The organism is Allocellulophaga tsushimaensis (genome assembly GCF_055383085.1).
In genome coordinates, this window is record NZ_AP039451.1 from 684771 (window position 1) to 698186 (window position 13416).

Consider the following 13416-nt stretch of genomic DNA (forward strand, 5'->3'; position numbering starts at 1 on the left):
AAAATAGACTTTGAATTTATGCTTTTGACAACGACGTAGAAAAAAGTAAGTAATAGATACGTCATACTCAAATGAAAACAACATATCCTATAAAAAGCCCTAGTCCATCTCGATAGCTATCAACCCTATAAAACTAAAAAATCTTAGGACAGCTTTTACAATTAGATTTTCCTTTTTTCTTGTATTTTTTACAACATTTCTTCTTTTTTACACCACTACATAACATACATGACGTAGTGATCATGAGATGAGGAAAATTAATATTTGTTTGCGAATTCATTATTTTTATTTAATCTAAATAATGGCAAAGCTACAAAAAAAAGATTCCAATACGTGGAATCTTTTTAAAATTTAATTAAAAATAATTTTTGCTATTCTTCTTTATCTACTGCAGTAGCAATGGTATTAATATCTCTATCAAACATATAGTGCCCAGACTTATCATCGCCTATAATATTTAACTTGTCTAATAAAGTACGGGCAACAGCCTCTTCTTCTAACTGCTCTGTAACATACCATTGCATAAAATTATGTACGTTGTAATCTTTCTTATCCAAGCATTCAAAAATAACATGGTTAATTTGTTCCGTTACAAACATTTCACTCTTTAAAAAATCTTCGAACAATTCATTTAATGAGGTAAAGCTAGCTTTAGATTTTGCTATAGCGGGTACAGTTACCTTACCACCACGTTCGTTTACAAACTTTACTAGTTTTATCATATGTACTCTTTCTTCTTCTGATTGATTGTAGAAGAATTCAGCAATACCATTATATCCTTCTGCATCTGCCCAAGAAGCCATAGCTAAATAATGCATAGAAGCATTAGCTTCATATTTTATCTGATCGTTTAATAAGTTTTCTATTGATGTATTCATGTCTTTCTTTTCTGTAAAAATAGTTTAAAGTTAATAGCTGGTATCAAAAATTTAAAAATTTTATTAAAAAATACTCTTACTGATCATGATGAAGATTCTTAATTAAAAAGAATTCTATTTGATAGTGCTAATAGCTGTTAAATGTGGTTTCAAGTGATGCAATAGCCTTTTTTTTTGGAAAATTTTTCTTGAGTTGGGCAATTAATTTTTTACCTTCATCACAATTTAAAAAGGCATTTAAGCAATTATAATTATATGCCAAAGCTAGCCTATAGTTAGCATCGTATTCGTTTGGGAATATTTCTAATGCTTTTTTATATTGAAAAATAGCATTTTTCCAATGTTTTTTGGTAATCCAAGCATCACCATCTGTTATAAAAAACTGATACTTATCTGTTTTAGCTTTCAATGCCGCTGTTACAATTTGTGACTTTTTATTAAAAATCTGATCCCCAAAATAGAAGGTAAAGTACATAAAAGGAATCATTAGCAGTATTGTAATGAGCCAAAACTTACGCTTTTCTAATCTTTTCTCTTTTCTTATTTTCTCTTTTAGGAGTTGTAAAGCTTCTGGTTTTAATTTTTTAAATACAACTTCGCCTCCCGCCGCTTCATAAAATTCTTTTTTTGTGTTTAAAAAAGCATCTCGTTTATAGAATCGGTTGGTTTTCCGTACTAACTTATTGTTATTACGAACAGATTGCATTATACTTACCGTGCCACCTCCAAACATATACAAATTGCTTTACATAGTATTGGTAACGGAAAAAGGAATAATGTTACACCTTATTTTAAAAGTTTAATAAATTTTTTCCTTGAAATTTCTTCAGCTCCTAAACTTTCTAAATGCGCCGTGTATAATTAACAAATTACAAGCTGGTCTGGGATATCGTTTTGAAAATTTTAATCTACAAACGGATAATAAAGTATTATTTTTATTGACTCCGCCTATTTTAAAGTTATAAGAAGTAGCTTATAATATTAGTATTTGCTTTTACAATAAAACATAGTTACATTGAGCTTAATTAGCAAAAGAAAAGGCAAACTCTATCAAAACATTGTATCTAAAATAGATTTGAACTACTACTTCATTTTAATATCTTACGAGTCTATCATATAGTAGATTATTCGTATTTATAATTAAAAGTACCATCAGTAATGGTAAAATCTACTGGTGCAAATTCATCATCATTTACAGTAGTAAACTCAAAAGTACCTCTCACAGTTTTTGCAGAACTATCTACGGCTGTAATAGTAACAGTACCTTCTAATGTAAATTCAAAAATATCATTTCTAGTATCAAGATAACTAATATAATGTGTTGGTGGAGTAATCCCAAGGTGATCATAAGAGACATTATAACTTCCTACAGCAATATCTGTTCTTTTTAACCATAATTTAATTTCAGGATCGCCAAACGGGCCTCCTTCCTTTGCTTGTAATAAGACAAAGTCTTCTATAGGATATAAACTAAAAATATTAGTGCTTGAAAATTCGTTAGTCCCAAAAGGATTATTGGCTTCAAAAGATTCACCATTAATTGTTGCGGTCATAGCAAATTCTGAGTTTTCAGCATCTTCAACTTCATCAGATGGCGAACAAGAAAAAACAGAAAAAACGAAAATAAATAGTGTAGTAATTAAAAAAGACGGTTTCATAATATTTGGTTTGATTACGAAAACGATAAAAACATAGTATTATTTCAAAAACTTTATAAATTTTTTTCTCGAAATTTCTTCAGCTCCTAAACTTTCTAAATGCGTCGTGTATAATTGACAATCTATAAGCTTGTAGTTTTTAACTTGTAATTCTTCTGCTAATTTTATTAATGCAAATTTAGAGGCATTACTAACGCTACTAAACATACTTTCGCCACTAAAAACACCATTTCCAATATCTACTCCATACAAACCACCAACGAGTTTATTTTCTTTCCAAACTTCATAAGAGGAGACATACCCTTTTTCATAAAGGACTTTATATGCATCTTTCATTTCATCTGTAATCCAAGTACCTTCTTGTCCTACTCTTTTTATAGTAGCACATTTCTCTAAAATAAGATTAAAACAGGTATTTTTAGTAAGCCTGAAGAGTTCATCTTTCAAAACTTTTTTCATACTCTTAGAGACTTTAATTTTTTTTGGAAACAGTACCATTCTAGGATCTGGACTCCACCATAAAATAAGAGCATCTTCATTAAACCAAGGGAAAATTCCATTTTGGTACGCTAAGATCAGTCGTTCAGGAGATAAATTTCCACCCACAGCTAAAAGGCCTTCTGCATTTGCCTTTTCTACTGATGGAAATTCTAAACTATCGTTAAGGAAGAACATGACTTTTTCTTCTTGGTTTTGCATAAAGTTACTCTAAAAACATGACAATTAAACGATTAAAAAGGCTCAAAAAAAATCTTGTTTAAGCTATTATTTATAAACTTCCACGTATAGAAATAAAAAAGCCTGATGGATTTGAAACCAATCAGGCTTTAATTTTATATAAACACCTTACGTTTATCTTTAAAAAGGAAGGTCGTCATGATCTTCTTCATTTAAATTATCGGCTGGTGTAAAAGCTTCTGCCGGTGGTACTGGTGGCATTCCAGGATTAGCAGTTGGTGCTGCTGCCTGTAAATTTTCTATTCTCCAACCTTGTATAGAATTAAAATATTTTACTTCTCCTTGAGGGTTAGTCCACTCTCTTCCTCTAAGGTTTATGCCTATTTTAACTTGCTGACCCACTGCAAAACTGTTTAATAAGTCGCACTTGTCCTGAACAAATTCTACCATAATATGTTGTGGATACTGCTCTTCTGTAGTGACTACAATTTCTCTTTTTCTAAAACCATTGTTTCCAAAAGTTTGTGTTTCGCCTACCATTTTCACTTTTCCTTGTACTTCCATTTCTCTTAATTTGCTAATAATACTTTCCAAGCGGAAAGTACGTCTTTTTTCTGTAAATATTCTTGTGCTTTTTGATGTAATTGTTCTTTTTTTCCAGAACTTATTAAGGTTCTAATAGTACTATTCTCTTTTATAAATGTATCTACTTCATTTGATGCTGGAAGCGCAGCTACATTTCCTAGCATTCCTAAGTCATTTCCTGTTAAAACAGTACTTAATCTAATTTTATCGGGAATTGCATCAACACCTATCCCAATACTACTCAATGGCTTGGCCACTTCAAACAAACCCATATTTGCTCTGCTGTACCAATTTCCGCCCATACGCGCTACCAAATCTATTTTGTTTTGGTCTATACTCCCTTTTTCATCTAAAACAGCAGTATCAATATGTATTTTTACCACTTCAGAAAAAACAAGATTTCCTGCCCCTCCCTCATTTCCTAAAACCTCAACTTTGGTCACTTTACATTCAAATTGAACAGGAGATTCTGCTACTCTAAAGGGCTTTACTACATCGGATGCTTGCATGGTAAGCCCAGCCTTATGAAATTCATTTTCTCCCTCAGCATACTCTGTACTAGACAAAGACATTTGCTGTACCATATCATAATTTACAACACTAATTACAACTTCTTTAGTGACTAAAACATTTTCTAAGGTATGCTTTGTAGTATTATTACGAACTCTTCTTGCTGGCGAAAAAATAAGTATAGGTGGGTTAGCACTAAACACGTTGAAAAAACTAAACGGTGATAAGTTAGGTCTTCCACTTTTATCTAAAGTACTCGCAAAAGCTATAGGTCTAGGGCCTACCGCACCCAAAAGATAACCATGTAATTTGGCTGTAGGAAGATCTTTTGGAGCTATAGAAAGGATGTTTTTCATGGTATAACAAAGGTACAAAATTTGCTTTCAGAAAAGAAACATAAAGCATTGACCTTCTACAGAATATTTTTTAACAAAATGCGTTATATTGTGAACACTATTAACGATTAACATTGAATGAACTTCAATCCTAAAAAGAAAACTACTACGGTTATTCTACAAATAGCATCTTTTGTTATTGTAAGCCTTATTCTATGGAATACGAATAGTTTCTTTAAAAAATTTAAAGAAGAAGAACGTAATAAAATGGAAATATGGGCCAGCGCCCAATCCGAATTGCAATCCTTACCAGAAGATGCAGATTTAGGGAATCTTTCTTTAAAAATATTTCAAAAAAATACGACTACACCAATGATTTTGGTGAATAGAGATGGTGCTATTAAAGTAAGTAATATGCCTAAAGAGGTTTCTAAAGACACCCTTTTAGTTCAAAAAAAAATTGCGAAATTTAAAAGTGAAAATACGCCTATTACCATAGAAGACAAAGGCGAAGAACTTGCTATTTTATATTACGGAAATTCTGAAGTTTTAAATAAATTAAAATATTACCCTATTGCCTTATTGCTTATTATATTTCTTTTTGGAACTGTTATTTATTTCTTTTTTAAGACGAATAAAGCCTCAGAGCAAAACAAATTATGGGCGGGTATGGCAAAAGAAACAGCGCATCAAATAGGAACACCGCTTACATCGCTTTTAGGTTGGAACGAATTATTGAAAAGCGAAAACATAAACCCTAATATTACGCAAGAAATAGAAAAAGATATCGATCGTTTAGAAACCATAACGGAGCGTTTCTCAAAAATTGGCTCTTTACCAATTTTAAAAGAACACGATATTGTTGCAGAAACTAAAAGTGCATTTGAATATTTAAAGAAACGTAGTTCTAAATTAATTTTGTTTTCTTTTGATAGCAAAGTAGAGAAACTACCTGTTTTATTAAACCGTTCATTATACCAATGGACTATTGAAAACCTAGTGAAAAATGGAATTGATGCTATGCGAGGCAAGGGAAGCATTAGCATTGAAATTATAGAAGAAGGAAATTCTGCTGCTATTTTAGTTACAGATACTGGGCATGGAATTCCTAAAAGTAATTTTATAACTATATTTAATCCTGGTGTTACCACAAAAAAAAGAGGTTGGGGTTTAGGTCTTTCTTTAGTAAAACGCATTGTAGAAGAGTATCATAAAGGAAAAATAAAAGTACTTACCTCTAGTAAAGAGGGTACTGTTATGAAAATATCTTTTAAAGTAAATTCTTAAACTATGGCAAAAGTAAAACTAGCAGTTATTAAAGAGGCAAATTTAACGAACAATTGCCCCGAATGTTTTAATCAGGAATTAAAGCTTTCTTTTTATCAAAAACACACTTATAGCAAGTTAGCACATAACATTACGGCTGAGGTTTCTAATGATATTACATGTATGAAATGTAATTCCACCATTTATCCTGTTTCCTGGACCCCAGATATAGAGCGTGTTTTTGAATATTACCAAAAAGCAGCTACCCCAGAAAAAGCTAGGATAAAATTTACAGCTCTTTTTTATATTTTAATTGTAATTGTGCTTATTTTAATTGCTGGAGGAGCCTATTGGTATTTGTATGGCCTTCCTACATTTTAATTGAAACATTTTACTTTTACAATGCTTCTTTTATTTTTGTAGCAATTGCTATAAATTCTTCTTCTGAAAAGCTTTTTTTAGATTGGAAAGTTGCTTCTGCCATTCCATTCAGAGGAATTAAATGCACATGCACATGTGGCACTTCTAAACCAATAACTGTCATTCCTACTCTATTACAGTGAATTACTTTTTCTATGGCTTTACCTATTTTTCGGGAAAACTTCATTAGACCTATATAAGTTTCTTCGTCCAAATCCATTAGTTTATCTACCTCTTTTTTAGGAATACATAAAGTATGGCCTTCTGCATTTGGATTAATATCTAAAAAGGCGAAAAATGCTTCTGTTTCTGCAATTTTATAACAAGGAATTTCTCCATTAATAATTTTTGTGAATATAGATGCCATAGCTTTTATTTAAGATGGTTAGAACAAAAAAATCCTGTTGACAAGTAAACAGGATTACATATAAAAATTAGCTATTTTAAGCTCTTGTAATTTCTAAAATCTCTAACTTTAAAGTTCCATTAGGTACTGTTATTTCTGCAAATTCTCCTACTTTTTTTCCTAACAAACCTTTACCTATTGGTGAATTTACAGAAATTTTACCCATTTTTAAATCGGCTTCACTTTCTGCAACCAAAGTATATTTCATCTCCATACCATTATTCTGGTTTTTTAACTTAACTGTGGATAAAACCAAAACTTTAGAGGTATCTAATTGAGACTCGTCTATTAAACGTGCATTTGCTAAAGTAGCTTCCATTTTAGAAATCCGCATTTCTAATAGACCTTGTGCTTCTTTTGCGGCGTCATATTCTGCATTTTCAGATAAATCTCCTTTATCTCTAGCTTCTGCTATAGCATTAGATGCTTTAGGTCGTTCAATATCTTTAAGATGATTCAACTCATCACGCAATTTTTTTAAGCCTTCTGCTGTGTAATAAGATGTTGTACTCATATTCTATTTCTTTTAATAAACAAACCCATATGTATTTTCTTTTCATCTATTGTTTTTGGCTTTATTACCCCTTACTATCTTAGCAAAACTAAGGACTGCAAAAAGGGGGATAAAAATAAACAAGCCCAAAAGCTTAGATCAGAACAAAAATAAATATGAGTTCAATAAGAAAATCCTCTTTTTATGGAGGATTTAAGACAAATATACAGTTTTTTTGTTCAACTTTGTGTTAGCGAAATTTTAAAATATAATGTCTTATGCGTAGTTTTTTAATGGTTTCTATCTTATTTCTAGTATTGTCTTGCGATAAGAATACTACAAATAGAAATCCTTTTTTACAAGAAATTACTTTTCGGTTTGATATTAATACAAACCTTCCTCTTTTTAATGCCTTAACAAATGAAGGAAGTGCTGTGTTTATTGGAAACCAACAAGCAGGTACACGAGGTATTTTTGTTATTAAAACCATATCATCCCTGAATGGTTTTAGAGCTTTTGAAGCAAGCTGCCCTAACCATGTTCCTAACGAATGTTCTACAATGACTCTAGATACTAGTCAGAATTCTGTGACTTGTAGTTGTGAAGATTATAACTACACCCTGTTTACAGGACAATTATTAAATACACCTGAAGATGCCGCTGAAGGACAACGCTTTTTTAATCTGCTAGAATATCGAGTATCTGCAAGTGGCAATATCATTTCTGTAACCAATTAGGTTAGAGGTTAGAGGTTAGAGGTTAGAGGTTAGAGGTTAGAGGTTAGAGGTTAGAGGTTAGAGGTTAGAGGTTAGAGGTTAGAGGTTAGAGGTTAGAGGTTAGAGGTTAGAGGTTAGAGGTTAGAGGTTAGAGGTTAGAGGTTAGAGGAAAATAATTTTTCTTCACTACAAAAACAAATAAACTTTTAAACTAAAAAGAGGTTAGAAATGTGTTAACTCTAAACGAATTATACTATTATTTTTAATAAAAGTTATGAATTCAGAATTTTATTTTTCTGAATAATGTACTCTTGCTCCGTTATTGCCCCATCATCTAAAAGCGACTTTAATTCTTTCAATTTTTTTAATTCGTCTAAATCTGATTTATTTTGTTGTTGGTTAATAACAACTTGTGCGGGTTTAGCATCAGCAGACAAACTCCAAACTAAAGATATAACCCATCCTATAACAGTACATCCTAAAATGGTATTTAGTGCAATAATAGCTATCGTATTATTTTTACTTCTAAACAATGCTATAATAGAAGGTAAGAAATAAAGTATAAGAATAACTCCAATACATACAATTAAACCTATTGAACCTCCTAAAAGTGCTTCTAATTCTTCTTTAGAAAATTTATCCTGTACCTCTTCCATTTGCCAATAGTGTCATTATTTAGTGTGCCTAAATATAAGTTTTTCTTTACACTAATTCTTTTCCCTTACCAGACTCTGCAAATTCTTTTAAAACGGCATTTCTTTTAAGCAAAAAATTAGTCATATATTTTTCTAGAAAAAGCCAATCCACAAACTTACCTAAAAGACCTAAAGGAGCATTATAATCAAAAATATCTTTCATTTCTGTTATACCATTTTCCTCCGAAAAGAAATGCTCATGTTTAAATCTTTTAAAAGCGCCTTTAAGCATTTCATCTGCAAAATAGGTTGGCGAATCTACCGCCGTTATTTTAGAAGTTAAATTTTGATACACGCCTAAGTGTTTTGCACGCCACGTTATAGTATCATGTAATTCTACCAAACCAGAAGTCCTCCCTGCTATTGCTTTTTCATTAGTATGTTCCATAGAAATTTTATGTAGATCAACACTTCTTGCCAAATCAAAAACGAATTGAATTGGTGCGTTAATTCTTGTGGTAAGTTCTATTTTGGGCATATTATATTTTTTCTAAAATACGATCCATAACCCAACTGGTATGCAATGCTGTTGTTCCTATGGATGGATGTTTTTCTTCTAAAAACAGGTGATTGCTTATATTCTGAACATGAAATTGCTGCACATGCTTTGGGTTTTCTATAAAGATATTTTGTATGCCAGTAGCATTTTTTAGTATTACTTCTTCTTCTCCAAATATAGAAAAGTTAATTTCTCCTTTACTTCCATAAATAGTGACTTTATCTTGCCTGTTATACGAACCAAAATTCCAGCTACCACATCCAGTAATTCCATTTTTATGAATCCAAGATGCACTAATGGCATCTTTTGCAGTATACAAACCTTGCTGATTTGTACTGTGTCCTTTCACTACTTTATATTCTCCTAACAAATAGGCAAATAAGTCTAAACCATGGCTTGCCAGATCATCAAAATAACCCCCCGAGGCAATTTTAGCATCTGTTCTCCAATTGTATTCTTTACTAAGATCTATTGTAGATGCAGGTTTGTTTAAATGCCAATTGATATGACGTACTTCTCCTATTTCATTTGTTTTTAACCAATTTTCTATTTGTAAAAAGCGTGGTAATGAACGTCTGTAATAGGCAACAAATAAAGGAAGGTTTTCTTGCTGAAACGCAGTTACTATTTCTAAACTATCCTGATAACTTGGTGCTAAAGGTTTTTCAATACAGCATATTTTACGCGCTTTAGCTACTTTTAAACCATATAATTTATGGGTATCTGGCGGTGTAGCGATGTAAATAGCATTGATGTCTGGATCGTTTATGAGCGCATCGGCATCATTATAATATTTCTGTACGCCATGCCGTTCTGCAAAGTTTTTAGCCTTAGAAAGGTCTCTGCGCATTACCGCTATTAACTCAAAATTTGGAGTGTTTTGATATGCCGGACCACTTTTTATTTCTGTAACATCGCCACAGCCAATAATACCCCATCGTATTGGTTTATCATATTTCATACCTATCCCTATTAGATTCTTACTTTACAAAAATAGGCTAAAAACAAAAGGATGTTTTAAAATTAAAACATCCTTTTTTAAATCTATAAAGTTTTATAAGCTTACACTAACAAACTGTTTGTTGCTACTGTATTAAAAGTTAATTCTTGACTTTCTAAACCTTTTTCTTGTAGCCAATTTAAAAATAAATGAATATTTTCTTCTTTCATTTGCCCCCAATGCACTGCATTACCATAATAAGGAGAGGTAAATTTTTGACTTTCTAACAGATCAATATCTTTATCGGTTTCCGAGATAAAAGGTGCTATACAGCTTACTGCTATTTCTGGGTTTTCTTTAGCAAATAAAAAGCCTTTTTTAGTGGCTTCTAAAAATGCTTTATAAGCTGTTTTATGTTGGCCTACTTTAGATTCGCTTGCCATAATTACAGGAGAATAACTATATGGAATACCATAATCTGACATTTTAAATGTAGTTAAGTCTACACCTTTATTTTTTGCATGTATTCCTTCCCAATTGCTAAAAATCCAGGTAGCATCACAGTTTTTACTTAAAAGTGTATTCCAAATTCCTAGTTTATCTGGATATGAAATTTTAAAGGCTCCTGTTCCACCATCATTTTTAATCATCTGACGTACAATCTCATCTTCATAACGTGCCTTGTAAGAAGCATATAGCTTACCCTCTAAATCTTTAGGTGAGTTGATACCACTTTCTGGTAAAGTTACAATAGCACTTAAATCTTCTGTAAAAATAGAGGCTATAGCAATGGCATCAAAAGGGGTGTTCTTTGTTCTGTAACTAATGATACTTTCTAAAGGGCATAAGGCAAAATCTGCTACCCCCAATTCTACTTTTTTAGCAGGCGTAACTGCATAATTATCTTCATTAGGAGTTACTATACGCACTTCCAAACCTAAGGCTTTATAAAAGCCTTTTTCTTGTGCTAGATAAAAACCAGTGTGGTTGGTATTAGCAGTCCAATCTAAGGCAATAGTTAATTTTTTCATAGCCATTAGAAATTAAACGTAGCCCCTACTAAAAAGTTAGTTCCTGCTTGTGGATAAAAACCACTAAAAAAGCCAGTTGTAGTTCCTGTTGGACTTCCTGTATCTGGAAAATCAAAAGAACCGAAAAAACCATCAGAAACATACAATTCGTTAAAAATGTTATTTACTAAACCTGTTAGCACAATACTTTTAACAAAAGAATTTGTTTGTATTTCATATTGCACATTAAGATCTGTCTGAGAATATGCATCTAAACGAGAATCTTCTGCGTCAATATTTCCTAAATATTGTTCGCCAACAAATTTTGAAAATAATGAAATTTGTAAATTTTGTGTAGGCAGGTAACTAAATCTACCACCAGCAATTAGGTTTGGGGAAAACGAAATATTAGTATCTCCTAAATTTTCTAAAACACCATTTCTTTGAAAAACAAAATCTTTATTCTTATTGGTACTTAAAGCTACATTTGGGCTGAATTGAAATTTATCTCCTAATTGAATGTTAGCATCTATTTCTAAACCAAAACGATAGCTATCCCCCACATTTTCGCGTAATGGTGCACCAACATCGTTTAACTCACCCGTAAGCACTAATTGGTCTTTATAATCAAAATAGTATAAATTAGTACTTAACTGTACTGTTTGAGAAACATAACGCCACCCTAATTCATAATCGTTTAATCTTTCTGGTTTAGGGCTTCCGTTTTCAAAATCGTTTCGGTTAGGCTCTCTATTCGCAACCGCATATGAAAGGTAAAAATTGTTGTTTTTATTTAAATCAAAAACAAGTCCTGCTTTAGGATTAAAGAAATTATAGGTTACATCTACCAAACCTGTGTCTTCGCCATTAGCTTCATATCCTATTGTTCTGTATTGTAAATCACCATATAAACTCCATTTACTATTTAAGTTATAGTTTGCTTTTGTATAGATATTAAAATCTGTTTTTAAGGAATTATCCTCAGTATACCGGTCTCTATTATTTACATTATTAGAAAATCGTGCCCAAATAACTTCTCCAAAATGATCTCCTTCATATTTGTTCCATCCACCACCTGTAATAAAGTTTAATTTATCTTTTGTATAATTTGCAGAAAAAACAGCTCCATAAAAGTCATTATCTAACCAGCGTCTACGGATAAGATCGGTGGTATTGATCGCCACTCCATCAACAGTTATAGGGGTAATACCATAGGTTGCAAAATCGTCATCTTCTCTAAATTCTTCAAAAAAGCCTCTTCCTCTTGTATAATGTAAAGCTATATTGGTGCTCCAAAATTCATTTAGCGTTTCATTCCACAATAACTGCGCATGATCTTGTTTATAGTTATCTACTTGCCCTTCATGAAACTTTATATTTCCATCAGCATCTGTGTATTGCCCTGCTGGATTAAATCTACGATTAGTTTCTAAGGTAGCGGCATCTACACCAAACCAAGCTTGATAGGTAATTTCATGCCCTCCAAATAACAATGCTTTTATCAATGTATTCTCATCTTTATAAGCACCTTGTAAAAAGTATGAATCTAAGTCAGATGTAGCTCTATCTACATAACCATCTGAAGAAATACGGGAAAGCCTCCCTGAAATTTCTACATGATCGTTTAACAATCCTGTGTTAAATTTCAAATTATTCCTAAGAGTATTAAAACTTCCGATAGAAGATGATATTTGTGCAGAAGCATCTTCAGAAACCGCATCGGTTAAAATATTTAAACTAGCCCCAAAAGCTCCCGCTCCATTTGTAGAAGAACCCACACCACGTTGCAATTGCAAATTTTCTGTAGACGAAGCAAAATCTGGCAGATTTACCCAAAAAGTACCATGCGATTCTGCATCATTATATGGGATACCATTAATGGTTACATTTACTCGTGTAGCATCACTACCACGAACTCTAATACCTGTATATCCTATCCCTGCTCCTGCATTAGAAGTAGTGACTACTGAGGGTAAAAAGTTCATTAAAATAGGAATATCTTGTCCTAAATTCCTTAGTTTAATTTCTTCTTTGGTAAAATTAGAAAAGGTAACCGGTGTTGCATTGGTTACACGAATTGCGGAGACAAAAACTTCGTCTAAGACTACTTTTTTTCCTTTAATAGAATCTGTTGGTTGTTGCTGTTGTGCCTGTGAGGCCATTGTTAGCCCAATAAGGGCTAAAGTTGTGAAAATAGGTTTCATTCGTACTATAAGTTTAGTGCGAATAAAAGGGGCTATTATTCTTAGTTAAAAATTGATTTTTGAGCATCTAAGCTCCCCATTTTTGAAGATGCAACTAGCCAAAAAAATCCAGCATTACATCTT

At 32.0% G+C, this 13416-nt stretch carries 16 protein-coding genes; 3 read left to right on the plus strand and 13 right to left on the minus strand.

Annotation, left to right across the window (positions count from 1 at the left end; translation table 11 throughout):
• Positions 1-371: 371 nt before the first annotated feature.
• From ACZ451_RS03010 to ACZ451_RS03035, 6 genes are all read right to left on the minus strand, one after another.
• Positions 372-878, minus strand: coding sequence for a ferritin (locus tag ACZ451_RS03010; RefSeq protein ID WP_464215610.1), 507 nt, complete (start codon positions 876-878; stop codon positions 372-374).
• A gap of 127 nt (positions 879-1005) precedes the next feature.
• Positions 1006-1611, minus strand: coding sequence for a tetratricopeptide repeat protein (locus ACZ451_RS03015; RefSeq protein WP_464215611.1), 606 nt, complete (start codon positions 1609-1611; stop codon positions 1006-1008).
• A gap of 391 nt (positions 1612-2002) precedes the next feature.
• Positions 2003-2536, minus strand: coding sequence for a DUF6252 domain-containing protein (locus ACZ451_RS03020; RefSeq protein WP_464215612.1), 534 nt, complete (start codon positions 2534-2536; stop codon positions 2003-2005).
• A 39-nt stretch (positions 2537-2575) separates the two neighbouring features.
• A complete protein-coding gene (aat, locus tag ACZ451_RS03025) occupies positions 2576-3235 on the minus strand; it encodes a leucyl/phenylalanyl-tRNA--protein transferase (protein WP_464215613.1) in 660 nt (219 codons plus the stop codon).
• 159 nt (positions 3236-3394) lie between these two features.
• The gene (locus tag ACZ451_RS03030; protein WP_464216888.1) at positions 3395-3778 is read right to left on the minus strand and encodes a DUF3127 domain-containing protein; all 384 of its coding nucleotides are present in this window, start codon (positions 3776-3778) and stop codon (positions 3395-3397) included.
• Between the two features lie 5 nt (positions 3779-3783).
• On the minus strand, positions 3784-4665 hold the full coding sequence (locus tag ACZ451_RS03035) for a flavin reductase family protein (protein ID WP_464215614.1): 882 nt from the start codon (positions 4663-4665) through the stop codon (positions 3784-3786).
• A 117-nt stretch (positions 4666-4782) separates the two neighbouring features.
• Here ACZ451_RS03035 and ACZ451_RS03040 point away from each other — a divergent pair, with 117 nt between their 5' ends.
• Together ACZ451_RS03040 and ACZ451_RS03045 are read left to right on the plus strand one after the other, a co-directional pair.
• Entirely contained in the window at positions 4783-5931 is a 1149-nt protein-coding gene (locus tag ACZ451_RS03040) for a sensor histidine kinase (RefSeq protein WP_464215615.1), read from the plus strand.
• Positions 5932-5934: 3 nt separating this feature from the next.
• Positions 5935-6291, plus strand: coding sequence for a hypothetical protein (locus ACZ451_RS03045; RefSeq protein ID WP_464215616.1), 357 nt, complete (start codon positions 5935-5937; stop codon positions 6289-6291).
• Positions 6292-6307: 16 nt separating this feature from the next.
• On the opposite strand, the gene ACZ451_RS03050 is transcribed toward ACZ451_RS03045, so the two are convergent.
• Together ACZ451_RS03050 and greA are read right to left on the minus strand one after the other, a co-directional pair.
• Complete coding sequence (locus tag ACZ451_RS03050; protein ID WP_464215617.1) at positions 6308-6697, minus strand: HIT family protein; 390 nt, start codon at positions 6695-6697, stop codon at positions 6308-6310.
• A 76-nt stretch (positions 6698-6773) separates the two neighbouring features.
• Complete coding sequence (gene greA, locus ACZ451_RS03055) at positions 6774-7250, minus strand: transcription elongation factor GreA (RefSeq protein ID WP_464215618.1); 477 nt, start codon at positions 7248-7250, stop codon at positions 6774-6776.
• 257 nt (positions 7251-7507) lie between these two features.
• Here greA and ACZ451_RS03060 point away from each other — a divergent pair, with 257 nt between their 5' ends.
• On the plus strand, positions 7508-7966 hold the full coding sequence (locus ACZ451_RS03060; protein ID WP_464215619.1) for a hypothetical protein: 459 nt from the start codon (positions 7508-7510) through the stop codon (positions 7964-7966).
• A 251-nt stretch (positions 7967-8217) separates the two neighbouring features.
• On the opposite strand, the gene ACZ451_RS03065 is transcribed toward ACZ451_RS03060, so the two are convergent.
• The 5 genes from ACZ451_RS03065 to ACZ451_RS03085 form a co-directional block, all read right to left on the minus strand.
• A complete protein-coding gene (locus ACZ451_RS03065; RefSeq protein WP_464215620.1) occupies positions 8218-8601 on the minus strand; it encodes a superinfection immunity protein in 384 nt (127 codons plus the stop codon).
• 46 nt (positions 8602-8647) lie between these two features.
• Positions 8648-9118 (minus strand): SRPBCC family protein, encoded by a 471-nt coding sequence (locus ACZ451_RS03070; protein WP_464215621.1) that lies wholly within the window; start codon positions 9116-9118, stop codon positions 8648-8650.
• A 1-nt stretch (position 9119) separates the two neighbouring features.
• Entirely contained in the window at positions 9120-10100 is a 981-nt protein-coding gene (locus tag ACZ451_RS03075) for a Gfo/Idh/MocA family protein (RefSeq protein WP_464215622.1), read from the minus strand.
• 101 nt (positions 10101-10201) lie between these two features.
• Positions 10202-11110: an ABC transporter substrate-binding protein gene (locus ACZ451_RS03080; RefSeq protein WP_464215623.1), complete on the minus strand. Its 909-nt coding sequence runs from the start codon at positions 11108-11110 to the stop codon at positions 10202-10204.
• 5 nt (positions 11111-11115) lie between these two features.
• A complete protein-coding gene (locus ACZ451_RS03085) occupies positions 11116-13293 on the minus strand; it encodes a TonB-dependent receptor (protein ID WP_464215624.1) in 2178 nt (725 codons plus the stop codon).
• Positions 13294-13416: the final 123 nt, after the last annotated feature.

Excerpts from the sequence above, each read along its gene's own strand:
- ACZ451_RS03030 (WP_464216888.1), bottom strand. The coding sequence starts at position 3,778 with ATGGAAGTACAAGGAAAAGTGAAAATGGTAGGCGAAACACAAACTTTT.
- aat (WP_464215613.1), bottom strand. The coding sequence starts at position 3,235 with ATGCAAAACCAAGAAGAAAAAGTCATGTTCTTCCTTAACGATAGTTTA.
- ACZ451_RS03070 (WP_464215621.1), bottom strand. The coding sequence starts at position 9,118 with ATGCCCAAAATAGAACTTACCACAAGAATTAACGCACCAATTCAATTC.
- ACZ451_RS03060 (WP_464215619.1), top strand. The coding sequence starts at position 7,508 with ATGCGTAGTTTTTTAATGGTTTCTATCTTATTTCTAGTATTGTCTTGC.
- ACZ451_RS03050 (WP_464215617.1), bottom strand. The coding sequence starts at position 6,697 with ATGGCATCTATATTCACAAAAATTATTAATGGAGAAATTCCTTGTTAT.
- ACZ451_RS03045 (WP_464215616.1), top strand. The coding sequence starts at position 5,935 with ATGGCAAAAGTAAAACTAGCAGTTATTAAAGAGGCAAATTTAACGAAC.
- ACZ451_RS03065 (WP_464215620.1), bottom strand. The coding sequence starts at position 8,601 with ATGGAAGAGGTACAGGATAAATTTTCTAAAGAAGAATTAGAAGCACTT.
- ACZ451_RS03080 (WP_464215623.1), bottom strand. The coding sequence starts at position 11,110 with ATGAAAAAATTAACTATTGCCTTAGATTGGACTGCTAATACCAACCAC.
- ACZ451_RS03010 (WP_464215610.1), bottom strand. The coding sequence starts at position 878 with ATGAATACATCAATAGAAAACTTATTAAACGATCAGATAAAATATGAA.
- ACZ451_RS03040 (WP_464215615.1), top strand. The coding sequence starts at position 4,783 with ATGAACTTCAATCCTAAAAAGAAAACTACTACGGTTATTCTACAAATA.
- greA (WP_464215618.1), bottom strand. The coding sequence starts at position 7,250 with ATGAGTACAACATCTTATTACACAGCAGAAGGCTTAAAAAAATTGCGT.
- ACZ451_RS03035 (WP_464215614.1), bottom strand. The coding sequence starts at position 4,665 with ATGAAAAACATCCTTTCTATAGCTCCAAAAGATCTTCCTACAGCCAAA.
- ACZ451_RS03015 (WP_464215611.1), bottom strand. The coding sequence starts at position 1,611 with ATGTTTGGAGGTGGCACGGTAAGTATAATGCAATCTGTTCGTAATAAC.
- ACZ451_RS03075 (WP_464215622.1), bottom strand. The coding sequence starts at position 10,100 with ATGAAATATGATAAACCAATACGATGGGGTATTATTGGCTGTGGCGAT.
- ACZ451_RS03020 (WP_464215612.1), bottom strand. The coding sequence starts at position 2,536 with ATGAAACCGTCTTTTTTAATTACTACACTATTTATTTTCGTTTTTTCT.
- ACZ451_RS03085 (WP_464215624.1), bottom strand. The coding sequence starts at position 13,293 with ATGAAACCTATTTTCACAACTTTAGCCCTTATTGGGCTAACAATGGCC.